Source organism: Rhizobium sp. PP-F2F-G48 (genome assembly GCF_004342335.1).
In the GTDB taxonomy this organism is placed as follows: Bacteria; Pseudomonadota; Alphaproteobacteria; order Rhizobiales; family Rhizobiaceae; genus Ferranicluibacter.
In genome coordinates, this window is record NZ_SLVH01000004.1 from 318,363 (window position 1) to 335,041 (window position 16,679).

Sequence of the window (16,679 nt, forward strand, 5' to 3'; positions counted from 1 at the left end):
CTTGTCCTGCGTCCGTAAACTTGCTTAAAGGTCCCCAGCGGGACCTTTTTGCATTCCGGAAGGCACATCATGACATTGTCGATCGCAACCTGGAACATCAACTCCGTGCGCCTGCGCATGCCGCTGGTGTCGGATTTCCTCGTGCGGTTTCAGCCTGACATCCTCTGCCTGCAGGAGACCAAGTGCCCGAACGAGCTGTTCCCGGTAAAGGCCTTCGAGGCGCTTGGCTACGGGCACATGGCGATGCACGGGCAGAAGGGCTATCACGGCGTCGCCACGCTTTCGCGCCTGCCGCTGACGGAGCTCGTGGACCGGCGGGACTATTGCGGCGTCGGCGATGCCCGGCATCTCTCGGTGGTCTTTTCGCACGGGTCCAAGCGCATCCGGCTGCACAATTTCTATGTGCCGGCGGGGGGCGACGAGCCGGACCGGACGATCAACAAGAAGTTCGGCCACAAGCTCGATTTCCTCGAGGAGATGAAGCTGCTGCATGCGGAGGCGGATGCCGGCGTGTCCTCCATCCTCGTCGGCGACCTCAACGTCGCGCCGCTCGAACACGACGTCTGGTCGCACAAGCAGCTTTTGAAGATCGTCAGCCACACACCGGTGGAAACCGAAGGCCTGACATCGATCATGACAGGCGGCGCCTGGGTCGATCTGATGCGCCAGCACACGCCGTCGCCGGAAAAGCTCTACACCTGGTGGAGCTACCGCGCCAAGGACTGGGAGGCGGCCGACCGCGGACGACGCCTCGACCATATCTGGTCGTCCGCCGATCTCGCCACCCATCTCCGGCAGGTCGAGATCATCAAGGAAGCGCGCGGATGGGAGCGCCCCTCCGACCATGTGCCGGTGATCGCGACCTTCGACCTTTGAAGGCTTTTCAGAGGAAGCGCGGGGCGAGCTTGCCGACGCGGTTGATCATCGCGTTGAGATTGTCGCGGATGCGCTTGTCCACGAGGGCGGCGACGTCGGGATACTCTTCCAGCATGCGGTGGAAGAGGGGGCGGGTGATGCGGATCACCTCGGTCTCGACTTCGGCGGTCGCCGTGAACTTGCGTTCCACGAGCGATATCATGGCGAGTTCGGACAGGAGCGTGCCACGGCCGACCGCGGCCATCGTCTCGGTGCCGCCGCTCGGCGTCGTGCGCGTCAACGCAAGGCGTCCGGCGGCAACCGCATAGGCGCAATCGGCTGGCGCACCCTCGCGAAACAGCTGCTGGCCGCGCACCAGCCGTCGGCGTTCCGCGCCGAAGGCGACGAGACGGAGCTTGTCGTCATCGATGTCCGCAAAGAGCGGCACGATCGAGAGAAGGGCGATATCGTCGTTCAGCGCCAAGGGGCTCTCCGATCCATTGCCGTCCGGACCTGGACAGCCGACCGTCAGCCTCTGTTACGGGACGATCTTGTAGCCGCCATTTTCTGTCACCAAAATCTCGGCATTGGAAGGGTCGCGCTCGATTTTCTGGCGCAGACGATAGACGTGGGTTTCCAGCGTGTGGGTGGTGACGCCGGAATTGTAGCCCCAGACTTCCTCCAGCAGCACGTCGCGGGTCACGACTTTCTGGTCGGCGCGATAGAGGTAGCGGATGATCGCCGCCTCCTTTTCCGTGAGGCGGATCTTCTGCCCGTTTTCGAGCGTCAGCAGCTTCTGGCTGGGCTTGAAGGTATAGGGGCCAACGGTGAAGGTGGCATCCTCGCTCTGCTCGTGCTGGCGCAGCTGGGCGCGAATGCGGGCCAGCAGGACGGCGAAGCGGAAGGGCTTGGTGACATAGTCATTGGCGCCGGCTTCGAGCCCGAGGATCGTGTCGGAATCCGTGTCATGGCCGGTGAGCATGATGATCGGCGCCTTGAAGCCGCCTTTTCGCAGGAGCTTGACCGCCTCGCGGCCGTCCATGTCCGGCAGGCCGACATCCATGATCAGCAGCGACACCGTGCCGGTGCGGGCCGTCTGCACGCCCTTGCTGGCTGTCGCCTCCTGAAGGATCACGAATTCCTCGTAGAGCGAGAGCTGCTCGACCAGCGTCTGGCGCAACACGTCATCATCGTCGACGAGCAAAATGGTACGGGATGACATCGGTGTTCTCTCCTGAGGCGTCTGGCGTAAATTAGCTCTCGCGGCGGACTTGGCAAGCGCTGGACCGGTCGCGGCAGCACAAGAGCCATCGTGCTCGCCGGCCTTGCCGCAATCGGGGACGGCCACCGCCGGAGACGGGCGATCTCGGCGTGTCCTCTCCATGAGAGCTGTTTCGCGAAAACGCATATCCCTCACGGATATTGCGCGCTTTCGCTGACGAAGCCTAGCTAACATGGCATGATGGGGCTGCACCATCACGACCCACGCACTTTCCTGTGAGCCCTCATGCGCAAGATCCCGGCAAAGCCCCGTTCCTCCCCCGGCACGATCATCGTGCGGGCAGCGCCGGGAAGTCGCACCCGGGCGCTGGTGTCCTTTGCCGGGCGAACGGAACGGGCGGCGATCGGGCGCGGGGGCACGACCGCGCGCAAGCGGGAGGGCGATGGCGCGACGCCGATCGCGGAGATGCCGCTGATCGGTGGCTATGTCAGGGCCGACCGGATCGCGCCCCCCGCGACCCGTCTTCCCCTCAAGCGCACGCGGCCGGGTATGCTCTGGTGCGATGCGCCGGGCCATGCGTGCTACAACCGGCCGGTGACCGCTCCTTTCGCGGGACGCCACGAGCGGATGATGCGCGATGATGGGCTTTACGATGTCTGCCTCGTGATGGACTGGAACCTGCGCGTTCGCCGTCGCAACGCGGGCTCGGCGATCTTCTTTCACCTCATGCGTGCCGGCTACCAGCCAACGGAGGGCTGCATTGCGGTCAGCCTGCCGGCGATGCGACGAATCCTTGCCTTTGCGCGCAAGGGCACGCGCGTGACGGTGCTCGGATGATCAGAAGGTCGGCGGCGTGTTGATCCAGATCAGCACGGTCTCGGCATCGTGCAGGTTGCGCCAGGCATGGAAACGGGTGCTCTCGAAATAAAAACTGTCGCCGTCCGTCAGGTCGAAGAACTGGTCGCCGTCGAGCACGATCTGCATCCTGCCGTGCAGGACATGCAGGAACTCCTCGCCATCATGCCGGTAGGCGCCTTCGCTGGAGGCGCCCGGGGCGAGAACGAAACGGTGGCACTCCATCTGGTGGCGCCCCTCGGCCAGGGGCTGGATGGTGACGCCGGAGGCGGTTGCGGGCCAGGCGGACCATTGGCCGGCGCGCATGAGCGATTGGCGATGGTCGCCGCCTTCCTGGCCCGACAGGGCCGAGAGCGTCGTTCCGAAGCAGGCGGCAAGCGTGTGCAGCGCCGGCAGGGACAGGCCTTGCGAAATCCGCTCGAAGGAAGACAGCAGCGACAGGGTGATGCCGGTCTCGTCCGCCACGCTCTGCAGCGTTCGGCCCGTCTGCCGTCGGAGGTGGCGGATCTTCGGACCGATGGCAGAGGTTGTGTCTCCGTCGGTCTTCAGCGCAGCCTGTGGCTCGGCCTGTGACGCGGTCTCGATCTCGTCCTTCAGGACCTCGCGGATGGCGGCGGGATTGAGACCCTTTTCCGTGCGCAGCCAGCCGATCGTCTTCAGCCGGTCCATCATCGCCTGGTCGAAAAGCCGCTGGCCCGTTGCGGATCGCAGGGGCTCGATCAGCCCTTGGCTTTCCCACAGACGCAGCGTCGAGGCGGACACACCGGCCATACGGGCGGCTTCCGTGATCTTGAAGCGAATGTCGTCCATATCGAGTGGCCCTGGAATCTGCAGCGAACCTCTCATAGCCCGACGAATCGGGATTGCAAACTCTACAGAAAAAATATAGGTAATTTATACAGGAGACCAATTCGGGTGCGAGGGCGCTCTGTTTCAGAGGGGATGATGCCATGTTGAACGTCGATGTTGCCGACCGTCGGAGCGCTGCCATATCGCGCGGCGTGGGTGTCACCACGCAGGTCTATGCCGAGCGCGCCGAGAACGCTGAGATCTGGGATATCGAGGGCAAGCGCTACATCGACTTTGCCGCCGGCATCGCCGTCGTCAACACGGGTCACCGGCATCCGCGCGTTATCGCCGCCGTCAAGGACCAGCTCGATCGCTTCACCCACACGTGCCATCAGGTCGTGCCATACGAAAACTATGTGCGGCTGGCCGAACGGCTGAATGCGCTGGTGCCCGGCGATTTCGAGAAGAAGACGGTTTTCGTCACCACGGGTGCCGAAGCGGTGGAGAATGCGGTGAAGATCGCGCGCGCCGCGACGAAGCGGTCCGCCGTCATCGCGTTTTCCGGCGGTTTTCATGGCCGGACCTTCATGGGCATGGCGCTGACCGGAAAGGTGGCGCCCTACAAAGCCGGATTCGGTGCGATGATGCCGGATGTGTTCCATGTTCCCTTTCCGGCCGAACTGCACGGCATGACGGTCGAAGCGTCGCTGGCCGTGCTCGACCGGTTGTTCAAGGCGGATGTCGATCCGGCGCGGGTCGCAGCCTTCATCATCGAGCCGGTGCAGGGAGAGGGCGGCTTCTACGAGGTGCCGAAGGCACTAATGATCGCGCTGCGCGAGATCGCCGACCGGCATGGCATCCTGCTGATCGCCGATGAGGTGCAGACCGGCTTTGCCCGCACCGGCCGGATGTTCGCCATGGAGCATTATCCCGTTGTCGCCGATCTCACGACCATGGCGAAGGGTCTCGGCGGCGGCTTTCCGATCGCGGCGGTCACCGGCCGTGCCGACATCATGGACGCGCCCGGCCCCGGCGGCCTCGGCGGCACCTATGGCGGCAATCCGATCGGCATTGCGGCCGGCCTCGCCGTGCTCGACGTCATCGACGACGAGGGCCTTTGCGAACGTGCCGAACAGCTGGGTGCGCGGCTGAAACAGCGGCTGCAGTCGTTCAAGGATTTCGTTCCCCAGATCGTCGATGTCAGGGGACCGGGCTTCATGAATGCGGTGGAGTTCAACGTGCCGGGAACCCAGACACCGGACGCGGATTTTACGAACCGGGTCCGCGCGCGGGCCCTGGAAAAGGGGCTGATCCTGCTCACCTGCGGCGTTTATGGAAATGTCATTCGTTTCCTCTCGCCGATCACGATCCAGGATCATATCTTCACCGAAGCGCTCGACATTCTCGAGGACACGCTGCGCGATTGCGTCAAGGGAGCCTGACATGAGCCTATCACCCGATCTTCTCGCCAAGCTGAAAGACCCGAGCCTTGCAACCGACAAGGCGCTGATCGGCACTGACTGGGTGTCGGCATCCGCCGACGGCAAGACGTTCGACGTGCTGGATCCGGCGACGGGCGCCCATGTCGCCACGCTTCCCGACATGGGGCGCGGCGAGACGGCGCGGGCGATCGACGTCGCCCACAAAGCGCAGAAGGCCTGGGCGCGCAAGACGGCCAAGGAGCGGGCGCAGATCCTTCGCCGGCTATACGACCTGCTCGTCGCCAATGCCGACGACCTCGCCGTCATTCTGACGACCGAGATGGGCAAGCCGTTGGCCGAGGCAAAGGGCGAGGTGCTCTACGGCGCATCCTATGTCGAGTGGTTCGGCGAGGAGGCCAAGCGTGTTTACGGCGACACGATCCCCGGCCACCAGGCCGACAAGCGGATCATCGTCGTCAAGCAGCCGATCGGCGTGGTCGCTGCCATCACACCATGGAATTTCCCGAACGCGATGCTCGCGCGCAAGGTCGCGCCGGCCCTGGCCGCCGGCTGCGCCATCGTCTCGAAGCCTGCCGCCGAGACGCCGCTGTCCGCGCTGGCACTTGCGATCCTTGCCGAGCGGGCGGGCCTTCCCGCCGGGCTGTTCAGCGTCATCCTGTCGACCGATTCGGCCGCTGTCGGGCTGGAAATGTGCGAGAGCGACAAGGTGCGCAAGCTGACCTTCACCGGCTCCACGAATGTCGGCAAGATCCTCTTCCGGCAGTCGGCCGGGCAGGTGATGAAGCTCGGGCTGGAACTGGGCGGCAACGCGCCCTTCATCGTCTTCGAGGACGCGGACCTTGATGCGGCGGTCGAAGGTGCCATGGTGTCGAAATACCGGAACAACGGTCAGACCTGCGTCTGCGCCAATCGCCTCTATGTGCAGTCGAGCGTCTATGATGCCTTCGCCGAAAAGCTGGCGGCCAAGGTGCGGGCCATCAAGGTCGGCGGCGGGTTCGAGCCGAATGTCAGCGCCGGTCCGCTGATTTCGGACAAGGCGCTGGCGAAGGTCGAGGACCACATCGCCGATGCCGTCTCGAAGGGGGCGTCCATCGCCGTCGGCGGCGCGCGCGACACGGACAAGGGCGGGCTGTTCTTCCAGCCGACCATTCTCACCGATGTCACGCCGGACATGAAGCTCGCGCGCGAGGAAACCTTCGGTCCGGTCGCGCCGCTCTTCCGCTTCGAGACGGAAGATGAGGTGATCGCCATGGCCAACGACACGGAATTCGGGCTTGCCGCCTATTTCTATGCCCGCGATATATCCAAGATCTTCCGCGTCGCCGAAGAGCTCGAATATGGCATGGTCGGCATCAATACCGGCCTGATCTCCACCGAAGTCGCCCCCTTCGGCGGCATCAAGCAGTCCGGACAGGGCCGCGAAGGCTCGAAATACGGGATCGAGGATTACATCGAGGTGAAGTATCTCTGCCTCAGCGTGTGAGGCCGAGATTATCCGGACAAACGAAAAGCGGGCGCCTCACGACGCCCGCTTTTTCTATGTCCAAAAGGTCCTCCGGCCGTGACCGGAAGTCGTTCCTTACATGTGGATCGGCTTGAAGAAGGTCGCGAGGGCGGCTTCCTTGACGGCTTCCGACATGGTGGGGTGGGCGTGGCAGGTGCGGCCGAGGTCTTCCGACGAGCCGCCGAATTCCATGAGCACGGCGATCTCGTGGATCATCTCGCCGGCGCCGAAGCCGATGATATGGCCGCCCAGCACGCGATCGGTCTCCTTGTCGGCTAGGATTTTGACGAAGCCATCGACGGCCTGCATGGCGCGGGCACGGCCATTGGCCGTGAAGGGGAACTTGCCGACCTTGTAGGCGATACCGGCGCTCTTCAGCTCTTCCTCGGTCTTGCCGACGGAGGCCACTTCCGGCTGAGTGTAGACGACGCCGGGGATGACGTCGTAGTTCACATGGCCGGCCTGGCCGGCCAGGATCTCGGCCAGCGCCACGCCTTCGTCTTCCGCCTTGTGGGCCAGCATCGGGCCGCGCACGACATCGCCAATGGCATAGATGCCGTCGACATTCGTCTTGAAGTGGCCGTCGATCTCGACGCGGCCGCGATTGTCGAGCGCGACGCCCGCTTCTTCAAGGCCGAGACCTGACGTGTAGGGCTTGCGGCCGGTGGCGACGAGAACGACGTCGGCCGCAACGGTCTGCGCCTCACCCCCCTTGACGGGCTCGAAGGTCACGGTCGCGCCGTCGCCTTCGCGTGCGACGCCGGTGACCTTGGCGCCGAGATTGAAGGTGATGCCCTGCTTGGCGAGGATGCGCTGGAACTGCTTGGAGACTTCGCCGTCCATGCCGCCGAGGATGGTGTCGAGATATTCGATCACGGTGACCTGCGCACCGAGGCGGGCCCAGACCGAGCCGAGCTCCAGCCCGATGACGCCGCCGCCGACCACGACCATCGTGCCGGGCACCTTTTCGAGCGCGATGCCGCCGGTGGAGGAGACGATGACCGTCTCGTCGATCTCGACGGGAACGCCGGGGATGCCGGCGACGTCGGAGCCGGTGGCAATGACGATGTTCTTGGTCTCGACCGTCTGCTCTTCGCCGGCCTCGTTGGTGACGACGACCTTTCCGGCACCGGCGATGCGGCCCGTGCCCTGGATGGCGTCGATCTTGTTCTTCTTGAACAGGAACGCCACGCCTTCGACGTTCGACTTCACGGTCGCGTCCTTGTGCTCCATCATCTTCGGCAGGTTGAGGCGCGGCGCCTCGACATCGATGCCGAGGCTGTCCATATGGCCGGCGGCGTGGAACATCTCGGAGGCGTGCAGCAGGGCCTTGGAGGGGATGCAGCCGATGTTGAGGCAGGTGCCGCCATAGGTCGCGCGCTTTTCGACGACGGCGACCTTGAGGCCGAGCTGAGCTGCCTTGATGGCGGCGACATAGCCGCCGGGGCCGGTTCCGATGATGACGACGTCATATGCCATGGATGTGTGTCCTTCCGTGCGCAGCCTGTCCCGGCTGCCGATGTTGACTGTGGCGGCCGCTCAGAGCGGCTGCCGGATAAGAATGTCGAGCGGAGCCCGCCTTTGAGACGCCTCGGCTCAGGCGGCCTTCTCGGTTGCAAGCTTGAGGCCGAGCGCAATGAAGACCATGCCGCTGGCACGGTCGATCCAATGGCTGATCCGGGCGAAGCGGGCCCGCATGGCGGGGGTTGTCATGAACAGGCTGACGGCCACGAACCACAGGATGAGGCAGCTCGCCATGACAAGGCCGTAGCCGAATTTGACCGCGACCGGCGTCTGCGCGCTGACCACGGTCGAGAAGATCGACAGGAAGAAGAAGACCGGCTTGGGGTTCAGCGCGTTGGCGGCAAAGCCGAGGCCGAACGCCTTGAACGCGGATTGGGTGCTGCGGGTGGCGGGTTCGGCCGGTACCGAGGCTTCGATGCTCTCGGCCGGCTTTGCCCTGAGCGCCTTCACGCCGATATAGAGCAGGTAGGCGACGCCGCACCATTTGACGATGTTGAACAGGGTGATCGACTGCGAGATGACGAGGCCGAGGCCGAGGATCGTGTAGGTGACGTGAAACATCAGCGACGTTCCCACACCGAGGGAGGTGAAGATCGCGGAGCGGCGCCCATGCAGGATCGACTGCCGCATGACCATGGCGAAATCGGCACCCGGCGAGATGATGCCGAAGAAAAAGATCGCCATCAGAGAGGTGAGTTCGAAGAGGTAGGGATGCACGGACAGTTCCATCATGCGTCTCCGGCAGTGGCGGGCGTCGAGCTCTGTCAGCCGTCGCACGAGAGAAGATCGAGCATCCGGGCGCAACGCCCGGTGCCTCAGAAAATCAAAACAAGGCCCATCACAGCCAGGCCGAGGAGAGCACCGAGCCAGACGAGAGAGCGGATATAGGGGATGCCCGCGAGATAGAGCGGGATATAGACAAGGCGGCAGGCAAACCAGATCCAGGCGCCGATGAGCCCCCAGCCCGAGGGGTCGCCGACGATGGCGAGACCGAGGGCAAGGCCGACAAAAGCCGGATAGGTTTCCTGAAGGTTCTTCGATGCGCGGCCGGCGCGGCCGACAAGCACGCCTTTCGGCTGCGCTTCGCCATCGCGCGGGCCTGCATTCCATGCGGATCCGAGTTCGCGGGTTACCAGCATGCCATGCAGGCAGATCTGGAAGACGAGCAGCACCACGCTCCAGGCAACGAGCGCCGGAAAGGGCGATGCGGCGATGACGGTGGGTTCCATGACGGTCTCTTTCAGTCAGGTGCAAGGCCCGCCCGTTTCGGGCAGGCCTCGTCATCGGGTCTCAGAGGTCGAGAACGAGACGTTCCGGATCTTCGAGGCTTTCCTTGACGCGCACGAGGAAGGTCACGGCTTCCTTGCCGTCGACGATGCGGTGATCGTAGGAGAGCGCGAGATACATCATCGGGCGGATGACGATCTGGCCGCCGACGACAACGGGACGATCCTGGATCTTGTGCATGCCGAGAATGCCGGACTGCGGTGCGTTGAGGATCGGCGAGGACATCAGCGAGCCGTAGACGCCACCATTGGTGATGGTGAAGGTGCCGCCCTGCATGTCGGCCATCGACAGCGAGCCGTCGCGCGCAGCCTTGGCGAGGCGGCCGAGTTCCTTCTCGATCTGGGCGATCGACATCTGGTCCGCATCGCGGATGACCGGAACCACGAGGCCCTTGTCCGTGCCGACGGCCATGCCGACGTGGCAAAAGTTCTTGTAGACCAGATCCGTGCCGTCGATCTCGGCGTTGACGGCCGGCAGTTCCTTCAGCGCATGCGTGACGGCCTTGGTGAAGAAGCCCATGAAGCCGAGCTTCACGCCATGCTTCTTTTCGAAGACGTCCTTGTACCTGGTGCGCAGGTCCATCACCGCCTTCATGTCCACCTCGTTATAGGTGGTGAGCATGGCGGCCGTGTTCTGGGCATCCTTGAGGCGCTTGGCGATGGTCTGGCGCAGGCGCGTCATCTTCACGCGCTCTTCGCGCGGGGCGTCCGCCGCGTTCGAAGGGCCGCGGGCCGGGGCCTTGGCCTGTTCGGCAGGGGCTGCCGGTGCCTGCAGGCCGCGGTTGACGGCGGCGATCACGTCGCCCTTGAGAACCTGGCCACGCTTGCCGGAGCCATCGATGTCGTCTGCCGAGACATTGTTCTCGGCGAGCATCTTGGCGGCCGCCGGGGCTGGCGGCATGGAGGAGGGGGCGGAGGCGGCAGGCGCTTCGGCGGCGGGCTTTTCGGCGGCCGGGGCAGCGGCTTCCGCAGGCTTTGCGGCCGGAGCAGCGCCGGCGCTTGCGCCCGCACCTTCGGCGATCTGGCCGAGAAGCGCGCCGAGACCGACCGTCTCGCCTTCATTGGCAACGATTTCCGACAGCGTGCCGGAGGCCGGGGCGGGAACCTCGATGGTAACCTTGTCGGTTTCGAGCTCGAGCAGCGGCTCGTCGGCGTTCACGGTGTCGCCGACCTTCTTGAACCAGGTGCCGATCGTGGCTTCGCTGACGGATTCACCCAGGGTGGGCACGCGGATTTCGGTTGCCATTGTTAAAACGTCCTGATGTTGCGGGCGTTGCTGCCGGACCGGTCAGTCGCGCCTGAAATGGGAAGATGTGAGGAAGCGGAGCGGGGCGAAACGGCGTTCCGCCCCCGGAACCGGCCCTGCGTAAGGCCGGGAGCGGGCCGACACTCCAGCCATCCCGCGGGACCGGCCGGAGCCGTTGCGCGTGCAACGATCCGTCCGTTCTGGCCCGGGATGGAGAGGAGGATGCCCATGTCGACGCGTCAGCCTCCGAGCGCGTCTTCGAGGAAGGCGGCAAGCTGGGCCAGATGCTTCGACATCAGGCCCGTTGCCGGCGAGGCTGCGGCCGGGCGGCCGGTATAGCGCACCCGCTGGTACTTCGCATCGATATGGGCCAGCACCCATTCGAGATAGGGATCGATGAACGACCAGGACCCCATGTTCTTGGGCTCTTCCTGGCACCAGACCATTTCCGCATTGCGGAACCGGCTGAGCTCGTTGATCAGCGCCTTGGCCGGGAACGGATAGAGCTGTTCCAGGCGCAGGAGGTAGATATCGTCGATGCCGCGCTTTTCGCGCTCTTCGAGCAGGTCGTAATAGACCTTGCCCGAGCAGAGCACGACGCGGCGGATCTTCGCATCCTTCTGGAGCTTGATCGGGCCGTCCTTGATGACCTCCGCATCGTCCCACAGAAGACGGTGGAACGAGGTCTCGCCGGCCATTTCCGACAGGCTGGAGATCGCACGCTTGTGACGCAGCAGCGACTTCGGCGTCATGATGATCAGCGGCTTGCGGAAGTCGCGCTTCATCTGGCGGCGCAGAACGTGGAAGTAGTTTGCCGGCGTCGTGACGTTGACGACCTGCATGTTGTCTTCCGCGCACATCTGCAGCCAGCGCTCGAGGCGGGCGGAGGAGTGTTCCGGACCCTGACCTTCATAGCCGTGCGGCAGCAGGCAGACGAGGCCCGACATGCGCAGCCACTTGCGTTCGCCCGAGGAGATGAACTGGTCGAAGACGACCTGCGCACCATTGGCGAAGTCGCCGAACTGGGCTTCCCAGAGCGTCAGCGCGTTCGGGCGGGCGAGCGAATAGCCGTATTCGAAGCCGAGAACGGCTTCTTCCGAGAGCATCGAGTTGATGACCTCGTAGCGCGCCTGGGTGGGCGAGAGGTTGGCGAGCGGAATGTAGCGCTCTTCCGTCTGCTGATCATAGAGCACGGTGTGGCGCTGCGAGAAGGTGCCGCGCTCGCAATCCTGGCCGGACAGGCGGATCTTCGTGCCTTCGACGGTGAGCGATCCGAAGGCCAGGGCCTCCGCCATCGCCCAGTCGATGCCTTCGCCCGTCTGGATCATGTTGGCGCGGTTGTCCATGAAGCGCTGGATCGTCTTGTGGACGTTGAAGCCTTCGGGAACTTCCGAGAGCTTGCGGCCGATATCCTTCAGCGACTTCATCGGCACCGAGGTCTTGCCGCGGCGCTGTTCGTCCTGGTTGTCGGCGGTGCGCAGACCCGACCAGGCGCCATCCAGCCAGTCGGCCTTGTTGGGCTTGTAGGACTGACCGGCCTCGAACTCCTGTTCGAGACGGGCACGCCAGTCGGCCTTCATCTTTTCCAGCTCGCCTTCGGTGATGAGGCCTTCGGCAATCAGGCGTTCGCCATAGAGCTGCACGACCGTCTTGTGGCCGCGGATGACCTTGTACATCTTCGGCTGCGTGAAGGAGGGCTCGTCGCCTTCGTTATGGCCGAAGCGGCGGTAGCAGAACATGTCGACCACGACCGGCTTGTGGAACTTCATCCGGAATTCGATGGCGATCTTCGCGGCATAGACGACCGCTTCCGGATCGTCGCCGTTGACGTGGAAGATCGGCGCCTCGATCATCTTGGCGACGTCGGAGGGATAAGGCGACGAGCGCGAGAAGGCCGGATTGGTGGTGAAGCCGATCTGGTTGTTGATGATGAAGTGCAGCGTGCCGCCGACGCGGTGGCCGCGCAGGCCCGAAAGGCCGAGAATTTCGGCTGTCACGCCCTGGCCGGCAAAGGCCGCATCGCCATGCAGCAAGAGCGGCAGGACCTTGGAGCGTTCCTTCAGCGGAATGACGTCGCCATCGAAGGTCGTCGCCATTTGGTCCTGCTTGGCGCGGGCCTTGCCCATGACCACGGGATTGACGATTTCGAGGTGCGACGGGTTCGCCGTCAGCGACAGGTGCACCTTGTTGCCGTCGAACTCGCGGTCCGAGGAGGCGCCGAGATGGTACTTCACGTCGCCGGAGCCCTCCACGTCGTCCGGCGCGGCCGAGCCGCCCTTGAACTCGTGGAACACGGCGCGGTGCGGCTTGCCCATGACGTTGGTGAGGACGTTGAGGCGACCACGGTGCGCCATGCCGAGGATGATTTCCTTCATCCCGTCCTGGCCGCCACGCTTGATGATCTGTTCGAGCGCCGGGATGAGCGATTCGCCGCCGTCGAGGCCGAAGCGCTTGGTGCCCTTGTACTTCACGTCGATGAACTGTTCGAAGCCTTCGGCCTCGATCAGCTTGGAAAGGATCGCCTTCTTGCCTTCGGGCGTGAACTCGACGCCCTTGGCGGGGCCTTCGATGCGCTCCTGGATCCAGCCTTTGATCTCCGGATCGGAGATGTGCATGAATTCGACGCCGAGCGTCGAGCAGTAGGTCCGCTCCAGAATATCGACGATCTCGCGCATCGTGGCATATTCGAGCCCGAGCACGTTATCGAGGAAGATCTTGCGGTCCATGTCGCCGGATTCGAAGCCGTAATTGGACGGGGACAGTTCGTGATAATCATCGACCGGGGCAGCGATCTGCAGCGGGTCGAGCTTGGCGTGCAGATGGCCGCGCATGCGATAGGCGCGGATCAGCATGATCGCCTTGATGCTGTCGCGCGTCGCCTGGTGCACGTCGGCGGGCGAGGCGGGAACGCCGGTTGCTTCCGCCTTGGCTTCGGCCTTCGCCTGAACCTTCTTCTCGATGACCTTCTCGACCGTGCCCCAATCGCCGTCGAGCGCCGAGGTGAGGTCGTCGCGCGGCGTCAGGGGCCAGTTCGGCTTCTTCCACGAGGCGCCCCTGGCGGCCTTCACGACGTCTTCCGGATTGTCGGCCAGCGCCTTGAAAAAGGACTGCCATTCGCCCGAGACGGACGAGGGGTCAGCTTCGTAGCGCGCATGGAGCTGTTCGATATAGCTCGCATTGGCGCCGTCCAGGAAGGACGTCAGTTGAAATTGCTCGTTGGCCTCTTGCCTTGCCATGGTTTTATCGCGGACCTGTCCGTCCGCCTCCTGACTTGTTGGATGCGGCCTCAGGGACATGCGACGCGCCCGTCCCGGGCCGACTTTGCGACGGCCATCCAATACGACCGTATGCGTGTCATTTCTTTGGCAGGACCACAGCGCGAGGCTTTGACTGCCTGTTCGTCTTAGATGGTGTAAGGGACGGCCGACGCAATGGCGGGCCGTCCCTCGAAGGTGCATCAGCCCTTGAGGACTTCCACCAGGGTCTTGCCGAGGCGGGCCGGGGAGGGCGAAACGCGGATGCCGGCCTGTTCCATGGCGGCGATCTTGTCTTCCGCTCCACCCTTGCCGCCGGAAATCACGGCGCCTGCATGGCCCATGGTGCGACCGGGAGGCGCCGTGCGGCCGGCGATGAAGCCGACCATCGGCTTCTTGCGGCCACGCTTGGCTTCGTCCATCAGGAACTGCGCGGCTTCCTCTTCGGCCGAGCCGCCGATCTCGCCGATCATGATGATCGACTTGGTCTCGTCGTCGGCCAGGAACATTTCGAGCACGTCGATGAACTCGGTGCCCTTGACCGGGTCGCCGCCGATGCCGACGGCCGTGGTCTGGCCGAGGCCCTCGTTCGTGGTCTGGAACACGGCTTCATAGGTGAGCGTGCCCGAACGCGAGAGGACGCCGACGGAGCCCTTCTTGAAGATGTTGCCCGGCATGATGCCGATCTTGCATTCGTTCGGCGTCATGACGCCGGGGCAGTTCGGGCCGATCAGGCGGGACTTCGACGCGTCGAGGCGCGCCTTGACCTTGACCATGTCGGCGACCGGAATGCCTTCGGTGATGCAGACGATGAGCGGGATTTCCGCCTCGATCGCCTCGATGATGGCGGCAGCGGCGCCGGCCGGGGGAACATAGATGACGGACGCGTCGGCGCCGGTCTGTTCCTTGCCTTCGGCAACCGTTGCGAAGATCGGCAGCTTCTCGCCCTTGGAGCCTTCCCAGGTCTCGCCGCCCTTCTTGGGGTTGATGCCACCGACCATCTGCGTGCCGTGATAGGCGAGCGCCTGTTCGGTGTGGAACGTGCCGGTCTTGCCCGTCAGACCCTGGACGAGGATCTTGGTGTCTTTATTGATGAGAATGGACATGGATCAGTTTTCCTCTTCCTCGAATTCGAGGGAATCAAATTCTTCGAAGGCGCCGTTGGACCAGCGATAACCCTTGCCGGATGTCGACTTTTCGTCGTGATGGCTGTTGAGGTTTTTCGACCAGTGGGTCTGGAACCAGTCGAACTGCTTGTCGGCCTTCGAGATGCCCAGCTCGCCCTTCCAGACGTACAGCGTGTCGTCCTTCGATTTCAGCTTGAAGAACTCGACGGCATCGTCGTCATGCGTGAAATGTGCCCAGCGATCGGCAGCCTCGTCGTCGAGATCCGGCGTGCTGTCCCAGCAGACGAAATAGCACAGGTTGATATCGGTCTCGTTCGGTCCGAAGGACTGGCGATTGACCGTCTTCTTTGCACCGCTCATGGGATCAGGCACCCTTCACGGCAGCGACGATCTTCTGCGCTGCATCATCGAGATCGTCGGCGGAGATGACGTTGAGGCCGCTCTCGTTGATGATCTTCTTGCCGAGCTCGACATTCGTGCCTTCGAGGCGCACGACCAGCGGCACGGTGAGGCCGACATCCTTCACGGCTGCGATCACGCCTTCGGCAATGACGTCGCACTTCATGATGCCGCCGAAGATGTTGACGAGGATGCCCTTCACGGCCGGATCGGCGGTGATGATCTTGAAGGCCGCGGTGACCTTTTCCTTGGTGGCGCCGCCACCGACGTCGAGGAAGTTCGCGGGCTCGGCGCCATAGAGCTTGATGATGTCCATGGTCGCCATGGCGAGACCGGCACCATTGACCATGCAGCCGATGTTGCCGTCGAGGGCGACATAAGCGAGGTCGTACTTGGACGCCTCGATTTCCTTCGCGTCTTCCTCGGTCTTGTCGCGCAGCGCGACCACGTCTTCGTGGCGGAACAGGGCGTTGCCGTCGAAGGACATCTTGGCGTCGAGGACGCGCAGACGGCCATTGGTCATGACGATCAGCGGGTTGACCTCGAGCAGGCTCATGTCCTTCTCGACAAAGGCCTTGTAGAGGATCGGGAACAGACGTTCGCCGTCGGCCTTGGCTTCGCCTTCGAGCTTCAGCGCGGCGGTGAGGGCCGCAAGGTTCTCGGCGGTCACGCCGGCGACCGGGTCGATCGCGACGCTGATGATCTTCTCCGGCGTGTCATGCGCGACGGTCTCGATGTCCATGCCGCCTTCCGTGGAGACCACGAAGGAGACCTGGCCGACGGCGCGGTCGACGAGGATGGAGAGGTAGAGTTCGCGGTCGATATCGGCGCCGTCCTCGATGTAGAGGCGGTTCACCTGCTTGCCGGCATCGCCGGTCTGCTTGGTGACGAGCGTGTTGCCGAGCATTTCCTTCGAGTGGGAAACGGCTTCCGCGATGGTCTTGGCCAGGCGCACGCCGCCCTTGGCTTCGGGGCCGAGTTCCTTGAACTTGCCCTTGCCGCGGCCGCCGGCGTGGATCTGGCTCTTGACGACGTAAAGCGGGCCCGGCAGCGATTTCGCTGCGGCTTCTGCCTCGTCGGCCGAGAAGATCGCGACACCTTCGGCAACCGGTGCGCCAAAGCTCTTCAGGAGAGCCTTGGCCTGGTATTCATGAATGTTCATGGAAAAATTCCTGT

At 63.9% G+C, this 16,679-nt stretch carries 15 protein-coding genes; 4 read left to right on the forward strand and 11 right to left on the reverse strand.

Annotated elements, in window-relative coordinates; genetic code table 11:
- Positions 1-69: 69 nt before the first annotated feature.
- Positions 70-876, forward strand: a complete 807-nt coding sequence (locus tag C8J36_RS12705) for an exodeoxyribonuclease III (protein ID WP_132535352.1) — start codon at positions 70-72, stop codon at positions 874-876.
- Positions 877-883: 7 nt separating this feature from the next.
- Here C8J36_RS12705 and C8J36_RS12710 read toward each other — a convergent pair whose 3' ends face one another.
- Both C8J36_RS12710 and C8J36_RS12715 read right to left on the reverse strand, forming a co-directional pair.
- Positions 884-1,339 carry a cyclic nucleotide-binding domain-containing protein gene (locus C8J36_RS12710; RefSeq protein ID WP_062596289.1) on the reverse strand — a complete coding sequence of 152 codons (456 nt, stop codon included), beginning with the start codon at positions 1,337-1,339 and terminating at the stop codon, positions 884-886.
- 54 nt (positions 1,340-1,393) lie between these two features.
- On the reverse strand, positions 1,394-2,077 hold the full coding sequence (locus C8J36_RS12715; protein ID WP_062596288.1) for a response regulator transcription factor: 684 nt from the start codon (positions 2,075-2,077) through the stop codon (positions 1,394-1,396).
- A gap of 285 nt (positions 2,078-2,362) precedes the next feature.
- On the opposite strand from C8J36_RS12715, the gene C8J36_RS12720 reads away from it, so the two are divergent.
- The gene (locus C8J36_RS12720; RefSeq protein WP_132535354.1) at positions 2,363-2,914 is read left to right on the forward strand and encodes a L,D-transpeptidase family protein; all 552 of its coding nucleotides are present in this window, start codon (positions 2,363-2,365) and stop codon (positions 2,912-2,914) included.
- Here C8J36_RS12720 and C8J36_RS12725 read toward each other — a convergent pair whose 3' ends face one another.
- A complete protein-coding gene (locus tag C8J36_RS12725; protein ID WP_132535356.1) occupies positions 2,915-3,742 on the reverse strand; it encodes a MerR family transcriptional regulator in 828 nt (275 codons plus the stop codon).
- Positions 3,743-3,882: 140 nt separating this feature from the next.
- Between C8J36_RS12725 and C8J36_RS12730 the strand changes: the two genes are divergently transcribed.
- On the forward strand, positions 3,883-5,163 hold the full coding sequence (locus tag C8J36_RS12730) for a 4-aminobutyrate--2-oxoglutarate transaminase (protein ID WP_062596285.1): 1,281 nt from the start codon (positions 3,883-3,885) through the stop codon (positions 5,161-5,163).
- A gap of 1 nt (position 5,164) precedes the next feature.
- Complete coding sequence (locus C8J36_RS12735) at positions 5,165-6,646, forward strand: NAD-dependent succinate-semialdehyde dehydrogenase (RefSeq protein WP_132535358.1); 1,482 nt, start codon at positions 5,165-5,167, stop codon at positions 6,644-6,646.
- A gap of 96 nt (positions 6,647-6,742) precedes the next feature.
- Here the strand turns inward: C8J36_RS12735 and lpdA are convergent, their stop codons facing one another.
- The 8 genes from lpdA to sucC all read right to left on the reverse strand — a co-directional run bounded on the left by lpdA (position 6,743) and on the right by sucC (position 16,665).
- The gene (lpdA, locus tag C8J36_RS12740; protein WP_132535360.1) at positions 6,743-8,146 is read right to left on the reverse strand and encodes a dihydrolipoyl dehydrogenase; all 1,404 of its coding nucleotides are present in this window, start codon (positions 8,144-8,146) and stop codon (positions 6,743-6,745) included.
- A gap of 117 nt (positions 8,147-8,263) precedes the next feature.
- Positions 8,264-8,908 (reverse strand): LysE family translocator, encoded by a 645-nt coding sequence (locus C8J36_RS12745; RefSeq protein WP_132535472.1) that lies wholly within the window; start codon positions 8,906-8,908, stop codon positions 8,264-8,266.
- A 98-nt stretch (positions 8,909-9,006) separates the two neighbouring features.
- The gene (locus C8J36_RS12750) at positions 9,007-9,420 is read right to left on the reverse strand and encodes an MAPEG family protein (protein ID WP_132535362.1); all 414 of its coding nucleotides are present in this window, start codon (positions 9,418-9,420) and stop codon (positions 9,007-9,009) included.
- Positions 9,421-9,481: 61 nt separating this feature from the next.
- Complete coding sequence (gene odhB / locus C8J36_RS12755; RefSeq protein ID WP_062596281.1) at positions 9,482-10,723, reverse strand: 2-oxoglutarate dehydrogenase complex dihydrolipoyllysine-residue succinyltransferase; 1,242 nt, start codon at positions 10,721-10,723, stop codon at positions 9,482-9,484.
- A gap of 239 nt (positions 10,724-10,962) precedes the next feature.
- Complete coding sequence (locus C8J36_RS12760) at positions 10,963-13,959, reverse strand: 2-oxoglutarate dehydrogenase E1 component (protein ID WP_132535364.1); 2,997 nt, start codon at positions 13,957-13,959, stop codon at positions 10,963-10,965.
- A gap of 221 nt (positions 13,960-14,180) precedes the next feature.
- Positions 14,181-15,083: a succinate--CoA ligase subunit alpha gene (gene sucD, locus C8J36_RS12765; protein WP_062596279.1), complete on the reverse strand. Its 903-nt coding sequence runs from the start codon at positions 15,081-15,083 to the stop codon at positions 14,181-14,183.
- Between the two features lie 3 nt (positions 15,084-15,086).
- Entirely contained in the window at positions 15,087-15,464 is a 378-nt protein-coding gene (locus C8J36_RS12770) for a hypothetical protein (RefSeq protein ID WP_062596278.1), read from the reverse strand.
- Positions 15,465-15,468: 4 nt separating this feature from the next.
- Positions 15,469-16,665 carry an ADP-forming succinate--CoA ligase subunit beta gene (gene sucC / locus C8J36_RS12775; protein WP_132535366.1) on the reverse strand — a complete coding sequence of 399 codons (1,197 nt, stop codon included), beginning with the start codon at positions 16,663-16,665 and terminating at the stop codon, positions 15,469-15,471.
- Between the last annotated feature and the right edge of the window lie 14 nt (positions 16,666-16,679).